Annotated in this window: 15 protein-coding genes; 4 read left to right on the plus strand and 11 right to left on the minus strand. The window is 72.0% G+C overall.

The genetic code is table 11. From position 1 onward, the window contains the following. Nucleotides 1-43: 43 nt before the first annotated feature. The 9 genes from adhE to Q6349_RS00145 form a co-directional block, all read right to left on the minus strand. A complete protein-coding gene (adhE, locus tag Q6349_RS00105; RefSeq protein ID WP_304602364.1) occupies nucleotides 44-2770 on the minus strand; it encodes a bifunctional acetaldehyde-CoA/alcohol dehydrogenase in 2727 nt (908 codons plus the stop codon). Nucleotides 2771-2932: 162 nt separating this feature from the next. Then, a complete protein-coding gene (locus tag Q6349_RS00110) occupies nucleotides 2933-3970 on the minus strand; it encodes a hypothetical protein (RefSeq protein WP_304602365.1) in 1038 nt (345 codons plus the stop codon). After that, nucleotides 3967-5100 (minus strand): tRNA 2-thiouridine(34) synthase MnmA, encoded by a 1134-nt coding sequence (gene mnmA, locus Q6349_RS00115; RefSeq protein WP_304602366.1) that lies wholly within the window; start codon nucleotides 5098-5100, stop codon nucleotides 3967-3969. The genes Q6349_RS00110 and mnmA overlap by 4 nt, the downstream gene beginning before the upstream one ends. Continuing rightward, the gene (locus tag Q6349_RS00120) at nucleotides 5097-6344 is read right to left on the minus strand and encodes a cysteine desulfurase family protein (RefSeq protein WP_304602367.1); all 1248 of its coding nucleotides are present in this window, start codon (nucleotides 6342-6344) and stop codon (nucleotides 5097-5099) included. The genes mnmA and Q6349_RS00120 overlap by 4 nt, the downstream gene beginning before the upstream one ends. A 236-nt stretch (nucleotides 6345-6580) precedes the next feature. Further along, nucleotides 6581-8752, minus strand: coding sequence for a PhoX family phosphatase (locus Q6349_RS00125; protein ID WP_304602368.1), 2172 nt, complete (start codon nucleotides 8750-8752; stop codon nucleotides 6581-6583). Between the two features lie 112 nt (nucleotides 8753-8864). Continuing rightward, a complete protein-coding gene (locus Q6349_RS00130) occupies nucleotides 8865-9977 on the minus strand; it encodes a molybdenum cofactor biosynthesis protein MoaE (RefSeq protein WP_304602369.1) in 1113 nt (370 codons plus the stop codon). After that, nucleotides 9974-10453, minus strand: a complete 480-nt coding sequence (moaC, locus tag Q6349_RS00135) for a cyclic pyranopterin monophosphate synthase MoaC (protein ID WP_304602370.1) — start codon at nucleotides 10451-10453, stop codon at nucleotides 9974-9976. Before moaC ends, Q6349_RS00130 begins: the two co-directional genes overlap by 4 nt. Continuing rightward, nucleotides 10450-11778, minus strand: coding sequence for a gephyrin-like molybdotransferase Glp (gene glp / locus Q6349_RS00140; protein WP_370375587.1), 1329 nt, complete (start codon nucleotides 11776-11778; stop codon nucleotides 10450-10452). The genes moaC and glp overlap by 4 nt, the downstream gene beginning before the upstream one ends. 1165 nt (nucleotides 11779-12943) lie before the next feature. Beyond that, nucleotides 12944-13351: a hypothetical protein gene (locus Q6349_RS00145; RefSeq protein WP_304602372.1), complete on the minus strand. Its 408-nt coding sequence runs from the start codon at nucleotides 13349-13351 to the stop codon at nucleotides 12944-12946. A 240-nt stretch (nucleotides 13352-13591) separates the two neighbouring features. On the opposite strand from Q6349_RS00145, the gene Q6349_RS00150 reads away from it, so the two are divergent. Genes Q6349_RS00150 through Q6349_RS00165 form a run of 4 tightly spaced genes read left to right on the plus strand, consistent with a single transcriptional unit; the run spans nucleotide 13592 to nucleotide 16696 of the window. Next, nucleotides 13592-13999, plus strand: a complete 408-nt coding sequence (locus tag Q6349_RS00150) for a molybdopterin-binding protein (protein ID WP_304602373.1) — start codon at nucleotides 13592-13594, stop codon at nucleotides 13997-13999. Next, nucleotides 13996-14802, plus strand: coding sequence for a molybdate ABC transporter substrate-binding protein (modA, locus tag Q6349_RS00155; protein ID WP_304602375.1), 807 nt, complete (start codon nucleotides 13996-13998; stop codon nucleotides 14800-14802). Before Q6349_RS00150 ends, modA begins: the two co-directional genes overlap by 4 nt. Continuing rightward, entirely contained in the window at nucleotides 14799-15647 is an 849-nt protein-coding gene (locus Q6349_RS00160) for an ABC transporter permease (protein WP_304602376.1), read from the plus strand. Before modA ends, Q6349_RS00160 begins: the two co-directional genes overlap by 4 nt. Continuing rightward, on the plus strand, nucleotides 15644-16696 hold the full coding sequence (locus Q6349_RS00165; protein ID WP_304602377.1) for a sulfate/molybdate ABC transporter ATP-binding protein: 1053 nt from the start codon (nucleotides 15644-15646) through the stop codon (nucleotides 16694-16696). Before Q6349_RS00160 ends, Q6349_RS00165 begins: the two co-directional genes overlap by 4 nt. Here the strand turns inward: Q6349_RS00165 and Q6349_RS00170 are convergent. Further along, the gene (locus Q6349_RS00170; RefSeq protein WP_304602378.1) at nucleotides 16684-17049 is read right to left on the minus strand and encodes a HepT-like ribonuclease domain-containing protein; all 366 of its coding nucleotides are present in this window, start codon (nucleotides 17047-17049) and stop codon (nucleotides 16684-16686) included. The two genes, Q6349_RS00165 and Q6349_RS00170, sit on opposite strands and share 13 nt — an antisense overlap. Continuing rightward, on the minus strand, nucleotides 17046-17618 hold the full coding sequence (locus Q6349_RS00175) for a nucleotidyltransferase domain-containing protein (protein WP_304602379.1): 573 nt from the start codon (nucleotides 17616-17618) through the stop codon (nucleotides 17046-17048). Before Q6349_RS00175 ends, Q6349_RS00170 begins: the two co-directional genes overlap by 4 nt. Between the last annotated feature and the right edge of the window lie 17 nt (nucleotides 17619-17635).

The following is a 17635-nucleotide window of genomic DNA, read 5'->3' on the forward strand; positions in this document are numbered from 1 at the left end:
TCGTGGTCCGGTGCCCTGCCGGGACGTGCGGGGGGCGTCGTGGTCAGCGACCGAGCGAGGTGTACCCGCCGTCGGACTTCCGCGCCTCGGCAGCCGCCTTCTGGGTGGTGCCGTAGTAGGCCGCGACCATGATGTCCTTCATGTCCTGCAGCATCGGCAGCCGCGGGTTGGCCGGTGCGCACTGGTCCTCGTAGGCCCGCATCGCCAGCGTGTCGAGCCCGCCGATGAAGGCCTCCTCGGCGACACCCTGCGCCCGGAACGACGGCTCGATGCCGATGCTCCGCGTCAGCTCCTCGACCGCCCGGGCGTAGGACTCGACGCCCTCGGCCGGGGTGGCGGCCGGCAGCCCGAGGTGCTTCGCGATCTGCTGGTACCGCTCCGGGGCGACGTACCGCTCGGCCTTCGGCCAGCCGGTGACCTTGCCCGGCATGAGGCCGTTGTAGCGGATCGCGTGCGGCAGGAAGATCGCGTTGGTGCGCCCGTGCACGAGCTTGAACGTGGCACCGACGGTGTGCGACATCGCGTGCACGATGCCGAGGAACGCGTTGCCGAACGCCATGCCCGCCATCGTCGCGGCGTTGTGCATCTTCTCCCGCGCCTCGATCGCCTCGCCGCCCTCGAGGACGGAGGTGCCGATGTTCTCGAACACCAGCTTGATCGCGTGCAGCGCCAGGCCGTCGGTGAAGTCGTTCGCGTAGACGGACACGAAGGCCTCGGTGGCGTGGGTCAGCGCGTCCATGCCGGAGTCGGCGGCGAGCTTCGCCGGCATCGTGGCGGTGAGCACCGGGTCGACGATCGCCACCGACGGGGTCAGTGCGTAGTCGGCCAGCGGGTACTTGAACCCGGTCGAGTGGTCGGTGATCACGGCGAACGGGGTGACCTCCGCCCCGGTGCCCGAGGACGTCGGGATGCAGACCAGCTGGGCCTTCTCGCCGAGCTCCGGGTACCGGAACGCCCGCTTGCGCACGTCGAAGAACTTCTCGCGCAGGTCGCTGAAGGCCACCTCGGGGTGCTCGTACTTGAGCCACATGACCTTCGCGGCGTCCATCGGCGAACCACCGCCGATCGCGATGATCGTGTCCGGGCGGTGGTCACGCATCAGCAGGGCACCGCGCTCGACCGTCTCGACGCTCGGCTCGGGCTCGACGGTGTCGATGATCTGCACGGCGACCTTGTTCGCGCGGCGCTGGAGCACGTCGAGGATCTTGTCGACGATCCCGAGGGACTGCATGACGCCGTCGGTCACCACGGTGACGCGCTCGACGTCCGGCATGTCGACCAGGTACTGGATCGCGTTGGGCTCGAAGTACGTCTTCGGCGGCACCTTGAACCACTGCATGTTGTTGTTCCTCCGCGCGACCCGCTTGATGTTGACGAGGTTCACGGCGCTGACGTTGTTCGACACCGAGTTGTGCCCGTAGGAGCCGCAGCCCAGCGTCAGCGACGGGATGAGCGCGTTGTAGATGTCCCCGATGCCGCCCAGGGCGCTGGGCTGGTTCCACAGCACCCGCACCGCCTTGACGGCGTGCCCGAACCGCTCGGCGAGCCCGGCGTCCGTGGTGTGGATCGCCGCCGAGTGGCCGAGACCGTCGAACTCGACCATCTGCTCGGCGAGGCGGACACCCTCGTCGGTGCTGCGCGAGCGCAGCACGGCGAGCACGGGCGACAGCTTCTCGCGGCTCAGCGGCTCCTGCGGCCCGACGCCGGAGATCTCGGCCAGGAGCACCGAGGTGTCCTCCGGGACCTCGAAGCCGGCCTGCTCGGCGATCCAGGCCGCCGACCTGCCGACGGCGGCGGCGTTGAGCTTGGCACCGCTGCAGGCGGCCGTGTCGGCGCAGGCGCCGAAGAGGTACTCCTCGAGCCGGGCCTTCTCCTCGGGGGAGGCGACGTGGGCGTGCATGGTCCGGAAACCGTCCATCACCTCGTCGTAGACCTCGTCGTCGATGATGACGGCCTGCTCCGAGGCGCAGACCACGCCGTTGTCGAAGCCCTTGGACAGGACGACGTCGTTGACGGCACGGCCGATCTTCGCGGTCTTCTCGATGTAGGCGGGGACGTTGCCGGCGCCGACGCCGAGGGCGGGCTTCCCGGCGGAGTAGGCGGCGCGCACCATGGCGTTGCCGCCGGTGGCCAGGATCAGCGAGACGCCGTCGTGGTGCATCAGCGCGCTGGTCGCGGCGAGGCTGGGTTCGGTGACCCACTGGATGCAGTCCTCGGGCGCGCCGGCCCCGATCGCGGCGTCGCGCACGATCCGGGCGGCCTCCGCGGAGGAGCGCTGGGCGTTGGGGTGGAAGGCGAAGATGATCGGGTTGCGCGTCTTGAGGGCGATGAGGCTCTTGAAGATCGCGGTCGACGTCGGGTTGGTGACCGGGGTGATGCCCGCGACAACCCCGACGGGCTCGGCGATCTCGACGATGCCGCGCAGCTCGTCGCGCGCGACGACCCCGACCGTCTTGAGCTCGGCCATCGAGTGGGTGACGTGCTCGCAGGCGAAGATGTTCTTGGTGGCCTTGTCCTCGAAGACACCACGCCCGGTCTCGTCGACCGCGAGCTGGGCCAGGTTGCCGTGCTCCCGCAGCGCCGCGACCGACGCCTTCTTGACGATGTGGTCGACGTCCTCCTGCGTCAGCGTCGCGTAGGCCGCCAGCGCCTTGAGCCCGCGCTGGACCATCGCGTCGACGGCGACCTCCGGCGCCGGGGGCTCGACTGCCGGGACGTCGGTCGGCGTGACCTCCGGTGCGGCGCTGGTCGTGGTGGTGTCGGTGCTCATGTCGCCCTCCCCTGTGGGGCTGTGGCCGTTCCTCGGCCTCCGGATCTGACAAGTGAAGACTTTCACAAGATGTGGTCAGACCACAAGGCGCCCAGGGCGAGAGACAGGACACATCCGCAGGTCAGATGGCTGAGGCAACCATCTGCGAGGGGTGGCGCGGGGTCAGTCCGCGGCGCGCTCGGCGAGCGCCTCGGCCACCCGGCCCAGGTTCGCCAGTCCCGCCCGGTGGTCGTCCACCGAGCCGGGGGTGCGCCGCGGGGCCGCCAGGACGGTGACCGACTCCAGCCCGGCGGCGGGCAGCCCGATGCGGCGCCACGGCTCGGCGACGAGCCGCACGAGACCGCCCAGCTCGGGGCCTGCGCACTGCGACACCCTGGCCGGGGGCAGGCCCGCCCAGAGCCCGACCTTGCGCTCGGTCGCCCGCGCCACGAGCTCCCAGGCACGTTCGTTCCAGCCCTCGGGGGCGACGTCGGCCAGGTCCAGACCGATGGCGTCGGCTCCGGCGAGCACCACGGGCGGGATCCCCACCCACGTGCCGCCGAGGTGGACGACGACCCGGGCACCGGCGTCGTGCACCGCCTCGACCACGGGGCGCAGACCCTCCACGATGTCCGGACCGGGCACCCCGCGGAGGCGCGAGAAGCCGGAGAAGGTCGGCAGCACGCCGGCGTGCACCTGCCCGAGCAGCGGCTCGGCGAGCTGCACGACGACGTCCGCGCCGGGCACCTGGTCACGCACCTGCGCGACATGGACGGCCAGTCCCACGGCCAGCGCCTCGGTGAGGGCCGCCCGCCCGCCGACATCGGCCAGCACCCGGTCGCCCCGCGCGGACCACAGCTCGGCGGCGAGGGTCCACGGGCCCGTCACCTCGACGGCCAGCGGCCCCGTGTACCCGTGCCCGGCGATCGCCAGGGTGGTGAGGTCCTCGGCCAGCAGGGACCGAGCGCGGCGGGCGTCGACGCCGTCGTGGTCCGCGAGCTTCCAGCCGTGCGGGCCGAGCTCGACGGCGTGCTCGGCCAGCAGCAGCGAGGTCCGGGCGGTCGCCCCCGCACCCGGACCACGGCCCGCGAGCTGGACGAGGAACGGGATCGGCTCGACGCCGGTGGGCAGGTCGGCGAGGTCCCCGAGCACGGTCTGCTGGGCATCCAGCACGTCGCGCTCTCCCCCGGGCCAGGGCCCGTGCCCGCTGACCGCCGTCACGCGTGCGCCACGGTGGCCGTCGGGGCGGCGCTGGACACGGCACCGGCGCGGCGTGCGCCGGAGACGGTGCCCTGGCCCAGCACCCGGGTGCCGCGGTAGACCACGATCGACTGCCCGGACGCGATCCCGCGCAGCGGCTCGCCGAGCCGGACCTCCAGGCCCGCCGCGCCGTCGGACGTCGCCCGGACCTGGGCGGGGACCGCCCGGCCGTGGGCGCGCACCTGGACGGTGACGTCGGTCCAGTCGTTCGGGGCCGGGACGAGCCACGTCGCCCGGCCCGCGTCGATGTGGTCGACCGTGAGCAGCTCGGAGGGGCCGACGACGACGGTGTTGGACTCGGTGTCGACGTCGACGACGTAGCGGGGCTTGCCGTCGGCGGCGGGGCGGCCCAGGCCGAGGCCCTTGCGCTGGCCGATCGTGTAGGCGAAGGCGCCGCGGTGCTCGCCGACGACGGTGCCGTCGGTGTCCACGACCTCGCCGGGCTTCTCGCCGAGGCGGTCGCGCAGGAACCCGCGGGTGTCGCCGTCGGCCACGAAGCAGATGTCGTAGGAGTCCGGCTTGGCGCTGACCGAGAGCCCGCGGCGCTCGGCCTCGGCGCGCACCTCGTCCTTGGTGGCGAAGTGGCCCAGCGGGAACACCGAGCGGGCGAGCCGCTCGGGGCCCATGACGGCGAGCACGTAGGACTGGTCCTTGGCGTCGTTCGGCGAGCGGTGCAGCTCGGGGCCGGCGGGGCCGTGCTCGATGCGCGCGTAGTGGCCGGTGGCCACGGCGTCGAAGCCCAGCGCGGTGGCCTTGTCGAGCAGCGCGGTGAACTTGATGTGCTCGTTGCAGCGCACGCACGGGTTGGGCGTGCGGCCGGCCGAGTACTCGGACAGGAAGTCCGCGACGACGGTCTCCTCGAAGGTCTCGGACAGGTCCCACACGTAGTACGGGATGCCGAGCACGTCGGCGGCGCGGCGGGCGTCCCCGGCGTCCTCGATGGAGCAGCACCCCCGGGACCCGGTGCGGAACTGGTCGCGGTTGCGGCTCAGGGCCATGTGCACCCCGACGACCTCGTGCCCGGCCTCGACGGCGAGCGCGGCGGCGACGGCGGAGTCCACTCCCCCGGACATGGCGGCCAGGACCCTCATGCGGCACCTCCGGTCAGCGGGCGGGTGGAGACCAGACCCGCGGCACGGGCGCGGTCGGCGACCTGGGGCAGCGCCTCGAGCAGCCGGTCGACGTCGGAGCGCGTGGACGTGGCGCCCAGGGAGAACCGTAGGGCACCGCGGGCGTCGGCCTCGTCGACCCCCATCGCGAGCAGCACGTGGCTGGGCTGCGGCACCCCGGCCTGGCAGGCCGAGCCGGTCGACGCCTGCACCCCGGCGGAGTCGAGCAGGTACAGCAGCGAGTCCCCCTCGGCGCCCGGGAAGGTGAAGTGCGCGTTGGCCGGCAGCCGGGCCGGGCCGCCCGAGGCCGCGGTGGCGGCCGGGTCGGGACCGCGCAGGACGGCGTCGGGCACCACCGAGCGGACGCCGGCGACCAGGGCGTCGCGCAGCTCGGCGAGGCGCTCGGCACGTTCGGCGCGGTGGGTGACGGCGTCGTGCAGCGCGACCGCGAACGCGTGGATGGCGGCGCCGTCGAGGGTGCCGGACCGCACGCCGCGCTCCTGGCCGCCGCCGTGGGAGACGGCCTCCAGCGGGAGGTCGCGGCGGGCGAGCAGCGCGCCGACGCCGACCGGTCCGCCGAGCTTGTGCCCGGTGACGGTCAGCGCGTCCACGCCGGAGGCGGCGAACCCGACCTCGACCTGGCCGACGGCCTGGATGGCGTCGGTGTGCACGGGGACGCCCTGCTGGTGGGCCAGCCGGACGACCTCGCGGATCGGCTGGACGGTGCCGACCTCGTTGTTCGCCCACATCACCGAGACGAGCGCGATCTCCTCGGGGGCGTTCGCGAGCTCGGCCTTGAGGGCGTCGAGGTCGATGCGGCCCTCGTCGTCGACGTCGAGCAGCGTGATCTCGGCCCCGGCATGCCCGGCCAGCCAGAAGGCGGGGTCGAGCACCGCGTGGTGCTCGACGGCGGAGATCAGCACGCGCCGCCGGCGGGAGTCCTGGGTGCGACGCCCCCAGAAGATGCCCTTGACGGCGAGGTTGTCGGACTCGGTGCCGCCGCCGGTGAAGATCACCTCGCTGGGGCGGGCGTCGAGGGCGGCGGCGACGGACTCGCGCGACTCCTCGACGGTGCGCCGGGCGGAGCGGCCGGCCGAGTGCAGGGACGAGGCGTTCCCGGTGCGGGAGGCCTCGGCGACGTACGCCTCGAGCGCCGCCGACGACATGGGTGTCGTCGCGGCGTGGTCGAGGTAGGCGCCGGGCGCCCCAGGGTCTGTCACGGTCATCAAGTCTACGAACCGTGACGCCCCCGTCCCGCATTCCGCGAATCAGGACCGATCTCACCCGGTCAGGGCACTCTTCCCCGGGTCAGGGCACTTTTCCGCGGGTCAGGACAAATCTTCGCGGGTCAGTACCGGTCCTGGCGAGTCAGGGGCCCTTCCCCGGCCACCGCCGACGGATCCGCACGGGCCGGGCCCTGACTCGTGCGGATCCGCCCTGACTCGGCGAAGCGTGTCCTGACTCAGCGGCCGCCGCGGGGCTCGCGGAAGGGGCCGGGCCCCTGGTGCTGCCCGCGCGGCGTCTCCCCGGCACCGGCCGGGAACACCTGGATCGTCGACGGCCGCGGACCGCGCCAGGCACCGGCCGGGACCGGCTCCCCCTCGGCGAGGTAGTCCGGGAAGTACGACGTCTGCGCGCCCCAGCTGCCGTCGTCGCCCGGGTGCTGGACGTTGACGTACGCCATCGAGTCCCGCACGTCGACGACCGGACCGCAGGTCTCGGCGCTGCGCGGCACGGCGAGGAACTGCTCGACCCGGCCCCGCTGCGCGCCGTCGAGCGTCACCTTGAACAGGCCGTCGCTCTTCTGGATCGACGACGGCTGGCCGTCGGTGGAGATCCACAGGTTGCCGTCGGCGTCGAAGGCGACGTTGTCCGGGCAGGAGATCGGCGAGACCTTGTCGGCCGGGAAGCCGGAGAAGTAGGTCGAGTCGTTGACCTCGGGGTCGCCGGCCACGATGAGCAGGTTCCAGGTGAACGTGGTGGCCGTCTGGTCGCCGCCGTCCTCGATGATCTCCACGACGTGGCCGTCGCGGTTCGACCCGCGCGGGTTGGCCTCGTCGACGCCCGGGTAGCCGTCGCGGGCGCGGTTCGAGTTGTTGGTGCAGGCGACGTAGATGCGGCCGGTGAACGGGTTCGGCTCGACGTCCTCGGGGCGGTCCATCTTGGTGGCACCGACGGTGTCGGCCGCCACGCGGGTGAAGACCAGCACCTCGGCCAGGGACATGCCGTCCACCTGCGACTCGCCGTCGAGCACCAGCGGCAGCCACTCGCCGGTGCCGTCGAAGGCGCCGTCGGAGGGCACCGCGCCCGAGCCGTCGATCTCCGAGGCCGGGGAGTCGCCGTCGAACCGCGCGACGTACAGGTCGCCCGAGGACAGCAGTGTCTTGTTGTGGGCGCGCGCCCCCGCGCTGTTGCCCTCGCGCATGCGGTCGGTCGAGACGAACTTGTAGACGTAGTCGAACCGCTCGTCGTCGCCCATGTAGACGACGGCGCGCTTGTCCGCGGCCAGGATGACGTTGGCACCCTCGTGCTTGAACCGGCCGAGCGCGGTGTGCTTCACCGGCGCGGCCGTCGGGTCGTACGGGTCCATCTCGACGACCCAGCCGAAGCGGCGGTTCTCGTTCTCGTAGCCGGGGTTGTTGCCGTCGAACCGCGGGTCGTCCAGCTCCCAGCCGTAGCGGGTGGCCGTGTTGCGCAGGCCGTAGCGGGCGTCGCGCGCGTCCTGACCGTTGACGCGCAGGTACCCGTGGAAGTTCTCCTCGCCGGAGACGACGGTGCCCCACGGGGTCGTGCCGCCGGCGCAGTTGTTCAGCGTCCCGAAGACCTTCGTGCCCGTGGGGTCGGCGACGGTCTTGAGCAGGTCGTCGCCGGCGGCGGGGCCGTCGATCGTGAACTCGGTGCCCAGGTGGATGCGGCGGTTCAGCGGGGCGATGCGCGAGTACTCCCACGGCGTACCGGTCTTGTCACGGGTCACCTCGACCACGGACATGCCGTGCGCGGCCCGCTCGATGGCCCGCCGCGTCGCGGCGTCGTAGGAGGCGTCGAACATGATGTCCGGGTTGGTGTACTCGTGGTTGGCCACGAGCACGCCCTTCGTCCCGCGGCGGGTCTCGACCATGGACCGGATGTGCTGCGGGTCCTCGGGCAGGATGTCCAGGTAGTCGCAGTTGTAGCCGAACTGCCGGGCCTGCTGCTCGGGGGTCTGGTGCGCGGGGTCGAACGCGCGTCCGCCCGGCAGGATCGGGTCGCCCCACCGGATGATCGGCGACCACGCGTAGCCCTCGGGGACGACGACGGCGTCCTGCTCCATGGGCTGGGCGGCGATGGCGCCGAACGCGAGGCCCTTGATCGGCTTCTTCCCCGCGACGGAGGCCGCAGCGGGCGGGGCGCCGAGGGCCTGGGCACCGACGACGACGGCCGCCGCCGCAGCGGCAGCACCGCCGAGCATCACGCGGCGGCTCAGCGCCCGCGAGGCGATGTCGCGGAAGTACTCGTTGGCGCTGAGGTTCGGCGCGGGGTGCGCGCAGGCGTCGGCGCACTTGAACCGGCACGTCGCCGCAGCACGCTTGCCGCGGGCGTAGTGGGGCGTGGCCACCACGGGCAGCTGCGGGCGGGACTCGGGCGTGATCGTCATCGGGGCTCTCCTGGGCAGAGGGGGCATGACCAGCCCTGACGCTAGGAACGCTGCGTGGCGGGACGGCGTCAACCGCCTGTCACCAGGGTAAACAGCGGATGAGTGCCCGGGGTCAGCCGAGCGAGGCCACCCACTCGCTGGAGCCGTCGGTGAACCCCTGCTGCTTCCAGATCGGCACCTCGGCCTTGAGCTCCTCGATGAGGTCGCTCGCGGCGGTGAAGGCGGCCTGGCGGTGCCCGGCGGCCACGGCGGCGACGACCGCCACGTCCCCGACCTGCAGGTCCCCGGTGCGGTGCACGACGGCGGCGCGCACGGTGTCACCGGTCACCGCGGCCGTGCGGGTGGTCACCCGCTCGGCGACCTCGTGGAGGATCTCGGCGGCCTGCGGATGCGCCTCGTAGTGCAGGGCGGTCACGCCGCGGCCCTCGTCGTGGTCGCGGACGTGCCCGACGAACGTGGCCACCGCCCCGCAGGTGTCGTCGCGGACCAGGTCGCTCAGCTCGACCAGCAGGCCGTCGAGCGGGGCGTCGAGCACGTCGGCGCGCAGGACGGTCGCCCGGTCCGTCGCCGTGGCGGCCTCGCTCGCGACTCCTGCCTCACCCCCGACCGCCGCGGTCGTACCCACCGTCCCGGGGTCGTACCCGGCGGGTGCGACCCCGTGACGGACGGTACGACCGGGCGCGACTTCGTGGTGGTGGCCGTGGCCATGACCCTGGGGGTGTCCGCCGTCGTGGTCACGGCCGGCGAGCTGGTCGACGGCGTGCGGCAGCACGTCGGCCAGGGCGTCGAGACCGTCGACCACTCCCCCGACCGACCCCGGCAGGTTGACGATCAGCGTGCGGTCGGCGACCCCGGCGATCCCCCGCGAGAGCGCGGCACCGGGGACGGCCTTCTTGTACGGGTCCGTGGGGGCCAGCGACCTGGCGCGCACGAGCTCGGCGATGCCGGGCACCTCGCGGTCCAGCACGGCGCGGGTGGCCTCGGGGGTGGCGTCCGTCGGCGAGATCCCCGTCCCGCCGGACGTGACGATGACGTCCGGGGCGGCGTCGTCCCCCTCGACCAGCTCGAGCAGGGCGTCGCGGACGGGTTCGCCGTCCGGCACGACGACGACGGGCAGCACCTCCCAGCCGCGGGCGGTGAACCACTCCGTGGCGGCAGGTCCGGAGCGGTCGGTGTAGACGCCGGCGGCGGCGCGCTCGGAGGCGACGATGATCGCGGCCTTCATGACTGCTCCTCCCGGGTCCAGTCGCCCGACTTCCCACCGGACTTGGCGACGACCTCGATGTCGGTGAGAACGGCGGCCTTGTCGACGGCCTTGATCATGTCGTACAGCGTGAGCCCGGCGACGGTGACGGCGGTCAGCGCCTCCATCTCGACGCCGGTGCGGCCGGTGGTCTTCACGGTCGCGGTGATCTCCACGTGGTCGCCGACGGGGGTGAGGTCGAGGTCGACACCGGAGAGCGGCAGCGGATGGCACAGCGGCACGAGGTCCGGGGTGCGCTTGGCGCCCATGATCCCCGCGATACGAGCCGTCGCGATCGCCTCGCCCTTGGGCAGGTCGCCGGACGCGATCCGGTCGACGACGTCGGCCCGGGTGCGCAGCACGCCCCGGGCGGTGGCGCGGCGTTTCGTGACGTCCTTCGCGGTGACGTCGACCATGTGGGCGGCGCCGTCGTCGCGGTAGTGGGACAGGTCGCTCATCGGATCTCCCAGTAGTCGACGTCGTCCCCCGCGTCGAGGTGCGCGACGCCGGGCGGTACGTGTACCAGCAGCGTAGCCATCGCGAGGTGGGCCAGGAGGTGGGATCCCGGCCCGCCGACCATCTCGACCCGGCCGTCGGCGTCGAGGCGGCCCCGGCGGACCTGGTGCAGGTGCTCGGGTGAGTCGATCGCCTCGGCGAGCGGCGCCCGGCCGCGGGGCCGGTGGGCGGGGACGGCGCCGGTGGCCTCGGCGAGCACCGGGCGCAGGAACAGCTCGAAGGAGACCAGGGCGCTGACCGGGTTGCCGGGGAACGCGACCAGCGGCACGTCGCGCGGCGCCGTCGGGTCGCGCAGCGCGATCGTGCCGAGTCCCTGCGGCCCGCCGGGCTGGACGGCGACGTGGCCGAACCAGGCATCCGCGAGGGTCTGGCGGACCACCTCGTACGCACCGGCGGAGACACCGCCGCTGGTGACGACGAGCGCGACGTCGTCCGGCGGCTCGGCCAGGGCCGCACGCAGCGCGGCCGGGTCGTCCGGGACGACCCGGTGCGTGACGCGGCACCCCACCTCGGCCAGGGCGGCGGTCAGGGCGGCGCCGTTGGCGTCGTAGAGCTGTGCCGGGCCGAGCGGCTCGCCGGCCGCGACGAGCTCGGACCCGGTGGAGATCAGCAGCACGTGCGGCGGCTCGGCGACCTCGACCTCGGTGACGCCCGCGGCGACGAGGACGCCGAGCTGTGCCGGACCGAGCCGGGTGCCCGCGGGGACGACGACGTCACCGGCGGCGACGTCGGAACCCGCGCGGCGGACGAAGGTGCCCGGCGCCACCGGTGCGCTGAACCGGACCGTCGCTGCCATGCCGGGCTCGGGAAAGGCCGGCGGGTCGGCCTCCTCGATCTTGATGACGGCATCGGCGCCGTCAGGGATCGGGGCACCCGTCATCACGGGGGCCGCGGTGCCGGGCGTGAGAGGTGGCGGCTGCGTGCCCGCCGGGACCGGCGCCCCGACCGGCAGCTCGACCGGGTCCGACGGGGTGGCGTTGGCGAGGTCTGCGGCGCGGACCGCGTACCCGTCCATCTGCGAGTTGTCGAAGCCCGGCAGGTTGATCACTGCAACGGCATCGGCAGTCAGGAATCGCGGCGCCTTCCCTACGCCTGGCCGCTGGACGGCAAGGAGTCCCGTCAACTGAACCGTCGAGCGCCGCGGGGCCTTTAGACCGGCACACACCGCCTCTCTGACGGCTCGTTGATGCCTCTCCACAGTCCGCCGGCCAGCCTCGTGATCCACAGGCAAAGCATACGAGCGCCACACACGCGACCCGAGGAGCACTCCTTCCCGGCAGTCGCCGCAAGCTGCCCGCGAGGCCGCAGATACACGACTCGCATGGAGTGCCATGATGGCCCTGCAAGATGCAGTCGAACACCAAAACTCAGATCGCTGATCGCGCATCTCGAACGATCCGCCAATGATTGGCCGCTGGCGAACTGAAGAGGTCCTGATAGAGCAGACGCAGGCCGAATGCCTGCACTCAGCCCGCCGACTTTCTCCAGCGACACGAAAATCAAGCACCAGCCAATGCGCCTTGTGGGCCACCTATCATCACGCTAGCGCACGCCAGCTCGTCGGCCAAGACATGCCACGCCGCCGCGCGGACCGTCGCACTATTCATCTAGACTTTCGTCAGCATCCCGCCGGCGCCGGTAGGCAAGATATCCTGGCGTACCCTGCCCTTCGGGGGGTACCAGCACGCTGGGCCAGGCGAACAGGCCTTCGATCACCGCCCAGAGGCAAAAGAGCCCGGTGAACGCCAAAGTCACGACCAAAGCCTTGTCATACATGGGCAACACCGCTGGCCCCAAGATCCCGGTCCAACCCAGGAGCAATCCCCACGTCAGCATGATAAGAGATGCCTGCGCCCTAATCCTTACCAGGACTAGGGCGACCTCCACGCTTCCGGCGCCAATTTCTGAGGCAAACCTGGCCACGTCAATGCGGCCCGCTTTTGGACCAAAGGCTCGTAGAACGCCGCCGCCGATTGCATAAACACTTACCAGGACCGCCAGCACCCCCGCAACCAACCACAGAGCCCTGTGGATTGGAGAGGTTAGCATCAATTCGAACTTGCCCATACGTTAGTCCATCCATTCCCTTCCATCTCAACCTAGCGGCGCCAACATCTGCACAAGAGAATCTTCGAGGTTCTTTCAACCTCTCAGGGCCCGCTGTGCACAACCTCCGCCCAACGCTCAAGAAGATCAGCCGAGAGGTCCCTGTTCAGGAAAGCATCGAGTGCGAGTCGAATGTTTGCGCGACCAAGTTGGACCGCGGAACCCGCGTCGAGCGGACCAGAAGTTCGGAGCCTCGACAAGGTGGGTAATATTCCCGTTCAACGAGACAAGAGACTCCAGGAGGCTTCGGTGATCGAGATGTGCGCTCATGGGTTCAACACGTTCTTCGCGCGAAGAATTCATGGCGCGGAACGAGGGCAGGCCCTTCAGGCCGCACCGCGCGAGGATGTTGCCATCATTCTTCCCAGGAGGAACGTCGACAGCCCGACGAGGACGCATGCGACACCAGCCGCCGCCGCTCCCCAAAATTCAGAGGCGAGATAGACGACGCCCACTGATGACACCAGTGCAGAAACTGCTATCAACCACACAAAGCCATTCCTGAGCGCCGGGAATGGTCGTGAGGCCTTCTTGCTGACGGCGTACGATCTGGCGAGCGCCGTCCCCGGAAACACTCCGGCGAACGCAATCCACGGAATCCCACCCGCCCAGTCTATCGCTACCAACATCACGATGGCGGCCGCCGCAACCAGTGAAGACGCCAATCTGCTGGCATGGTTAATTCTCGCCATTCGCGCGTGCTGCCTGGCCCAGAACTCGTCAGCAGTGACCATTCTTCTCGAATCTCCCGCTCGCCGTCGTGGACACACCGGACGCACACGCACCTTCCGTGAAGGATGACGCCCTATCGCTTCCGCCCGGTTGCCGGCCACAACCTAGCCATGCCCTGGACTCGGCACAAGGGAATCTTCAACACTCCTTGACGCTCTTCGACGCCGCCGCCTGCAGGAACGACGTTCAGCCGCAGCCCGACCGAGGCCACGGCACGCAATCGCGCCGCGTATCCTCGAGGAATGCCGCAGATGAGGATCAGCGAAGCCGCCGTCTACCTCGGCGTCAGCGACGACACCGTCCGCCGCTGGGTCGACCGCGGGCTGCTCACCGCCGACCGCGACGACTCCGGCCGCAAGGTCGTCGACGGCTACGAGGTGGCCGTGGTCGCCCGCGAGCACGCCACCCCGCCCGGGCTGCCACACGGCATGAAGAGCTCGGCCCGCAACCGGTTCGTCGGGCTGGTCACCGACCTGACGGTCGACACCGTCATGGCGCAGGTCGAGCTGCAGTGCGGCCCGTTCCGCGTCGTCTCCCTGATGAGCAGCGAGGCCGTCCGCGACCTCGGGCTGGAACGCGGCTCGGTCGCGGTGGCCACCATCAAGTCGACGAACGTCGTCATCGAGACCCCCCACCGGGGCCACGCATGACGACGGCACTCCCCCGCCGCACGACGCGCGCCACCGCAACGCTGGCCGTCGCCGCGAGCGCCACCGTCGCGCTCACGGCCTGCAGCACCGGCACGGCGGCCACCTCGGACGGTGAAGCGGACACCACGCTGACCGTCTTCGCCGCCGCGTCCCTGACCGCGGCGTTCGACGAGATCGCCATGGACTTCGAGGCCGACCATCCCGGCGTCGAGGTCCGACTCAGCCTCGCCGGGTCGTCCAACCTGGTCGCGCAGGTCCAGCAGGGCGCCCCCGCCGACGTCGTCGCCACCGCCGACACCGCGACCATGAACACGCTCGTCGCGGACGAGCTCGTCGGCACCCCCCAGGCTTTCGCCACCAACACGCTCGAGATCGCCGTCCCGGCCGGCAACCCGGCCGGCATCGCCGACCTCCAGGACCTGACGGACCCGACCGTGAACCTCGTGGTCTGTGCCCCGGAGGTGCCGTGCGGCGCCGCCACGACCGCCGTCGTCGACCACGCCGGCCTCACGCTGCAGCCGGTCAGCGAGGAGCAGAGCGTCACCGACGTGCTGGGCAAGGTGAGCGCGGGCGAGGCCGATGCCGGGCTCGTCTACGTCACCGACGTCACCCGGGCCGGTGACCAGGTCGAGGGCATCGCGTTCGACGAGTCCGACGCCGCGGTGAACACCTACCCGATCGCCACGGTCGACCGGACCGGGCAGAACCCCGACCAGGCCGACCTCGCCCAGCAGTTCGTCGACGCCGTCCTCTCCCCCGACAGCCAGGCCGTGCTCGCCCACCTCGGGTTCACCGCACCATGACCGCCCCGGCCACCGCCGAGCGCGCCGCAACCGCCCGCGCGCGACACGACCCGGCCGAGGTCCCCGCCGGGCTCCCCCGCTGGGCCTACCTGCCCGCCGTCGTCGGCGGCCTGTTCATCGTGCTGCCCCTGGTCGCGATGGGCACCCGCGTCGACTGGTCGAACTACGGGGCCCTGGTCACCAGCGAGTCGGCCCGCGCCGCCCTGGTGCTCAGCCTGCAGACGGCGACGGCGAGCACGCTGCTGTGCCTGGTGCTCGGCATCCCGATGGCACTCGTGCTGGCGCGTGGCCGGTTCCCCGGCCAGCGCCTGCTGCGCTCCCTCGTCCTCGTCCCCCTGGTGCTCCCGCCCGTGGTCGGCGGCGTCGCGCTGCTGTCCACCTTCGGCCGCCGCGGCCTGCTCGGGGAGTCGATGGAGGTGCTCGGCCTGCAGATCGCGTTCTCGACGACGGCGGTGGTGCTCGCCCAGAGCTTCGTCGCCCTGCCGTTCCTCGTCGTCAGCCTGGAGGGAGCCCTGCGCACGGCCGGCGGGCGGTACGACGTCGTGGCGGCGTCGCTCGGCGCGAGCCCGACGACGGTGCTGCGGCGCGTCACCCTGCCGCTGGTGTGGCCGGGCCTGGTCTCCGGGACGGTGCTGGCGTTCGCGCGGGCGCTCGGCGAGTTCGGCGCCACCATCACCTTCGCGGGCAGCCTGCAGGGCGTCACGCGCACGCTCCCGCTGGAGGTCTACCTGCAGCGAGAGACCGACCCGGACGCAGCCGTCGCGCTGTCCTTGCTGCTGGTGGCCGTCGCCGTCGTCGTCATCGCCGCCACGCACCGCCGGGGCGCTGGAGGTGTCGTGCGATGACGTTCACCCTGACCGCCACCGTCCCCTCCCGCGGGCTCGACGTCCGCCTCGACGTCGCCGAGGGCCGCACGCTCGCGCTGCTCGGACCCAACGGGGCCGGCAAGTCCACGGCCCTCGGTCTCGCCGCCGGGACGCTGCGCCCGCACGACGGCGAGATCACCCTGGACGGCCGGGCGCTCGCCGGCGCGCGGGACGGACGCCGCACCGCGTGGGTGCCCCCGCACCGCCGTCGGGTCGCGCTGCTCGCCCAGGACCCGATGCTGTTCCCGCACCTCAGCGTGCGCGAGAACATCGCGTTCGGCCCCCGGGCCCAGGGCGCGACCCGCCGCGAGGCCGTCGCACGGGCCGACCGGTGGCTGGCAGAGATCGGCCTCACGGAGCTCACCGACCGCCGCCCGGCGGCGCTGTCCGGCGGGCAGGCGCAACGCGTCGCGATCGCCCGGTCGCTGGCCGCCGCGCCCCGGCTGCTGCTCCTCGACGAGCCGATGGCGGCCCTCGACGTCGACGTCACCCCCGCGCTGCGCCAGACGCTCCAGCACCTGCTCGCCGAGCAGACGACGATCCTGGCGACCCACGACGTCCTGGACGCGCTGCTGCTCGCGGACGAGGTCGCCGTCGTCGACGGCGGGCGCGTCGTCGAACGCGGCCCGACGGCGGAGGTGCTGTCCCGCCCGCGCAGCGCCTTCGCCGCGTCGATCGCCGGCCTCAACCTGCTGTCCGGGACCTGGACGTCCGACGGCGTCGCGACCGCGGGCGGGGAGGTGGTCCACGGGCACGGCGCCCCCGACGTCGCCCTCGGCGCCGCGATGACGGCGGTGTGCCGCCCGGCGGCCGTCGCCGTCCACCTCGAGCCTCCGCACGGTTCGCCGCGCAACACCTTCCGCGCCACGGTGCGGTCCCTGGCACCGCACGGCGACCTCGTCCGGGTGCGCACCGACCGGCTCGCCGCCGACGTCACGCCCGGATCAGTGGCCGAGCTCGGCCTGACCCCGGGGCGGGAGGTGTGGCTGGCGGTCAAGGCCGCCGAGGTCGACGTCTACCCCGTGTGAGGGTCTGTCCACGTCCGGCGAAGCGCGCGGGCTGTCTCCTCCACCGCGGTCAGGTCGACGGTCACCGCCGTGCGCAGGAGCTCGACATCCAGCACCGCATACTCGTGGACCAGGACGTTGCGCATCCCCACCATCCTGCGCCACGTGTCCCCGAAGGCCCCGGCCACTTCTCCTGCACCGACCGTCTCGGCGGCGATCAGGGCGTCGATGGTCGCCACGAGCTGCATCGCCACCGCATCCTGGAGCAGAGGATCATCCAGGTCGAGGCCACGCTGCAGATGCTCCCGCAGCTGTCCGACGTGCTGCAGGGCCCGGTCGACATGCCACTCCGGGCTCCGGCGCGCCGCACTCACAGCTCGACGGCCTCTCGCGAGATCGTCTCGGCCACCTCGGGTCGCACCGCTCGGGAGTTGATGATGTCGACCGGAACTCCCAGAAGGTCCTCGGCATCAGCCGCGAAGGCACCGAGGTCAGCGAACGAGCGCCCCCGCGGGACGTCGACCAGCAGATCGACGTCCGAGTCCGGACGATCTTCGTTGCGCGCCACCGACCCGACGAGGCGGAGCCGCAGGAGACCGTGCGTCGCGGCGAGCTCACGCAGCCGTGACCGATGTCGCGCCACGACCCAGGCGAGCGGGGACGAGGGCCTGAACCTGCCGGTCGCCGTCGCGCCGAGCATCATCTGGAGGCCAGGCACATAGGGCGAGGACTCGTCGAACGAGACCAGTATCCGCCGCCCGGCCCGACGCCCCGTGAGCACACCGGCTGCCATCAGGGATCGGACCTCGCGGGAGACCGAGGACACGGGCTCCCCCAGCCGACGGGCGATGTCGGACGACGTCAGCGCGCTCGACGACCGGAAGATCTCGCGCAGCACCTGCTCCTGGAGGTCGGAGCGGAACAGCGGTGCGGTCGTCGTCACGGCCCCAGTATATTGCT

Origin of the sequence: Isoptericola sp. 178, from assembly GCF_030586525.1 — a bacterium.
Classification (GTDB): domain Bacteria; phylum Actinomycetota; class Actinomycetes; order Actinomycetales; family Cellulomonadaceae; genus Isoptericola; species Isoptericola sediminis.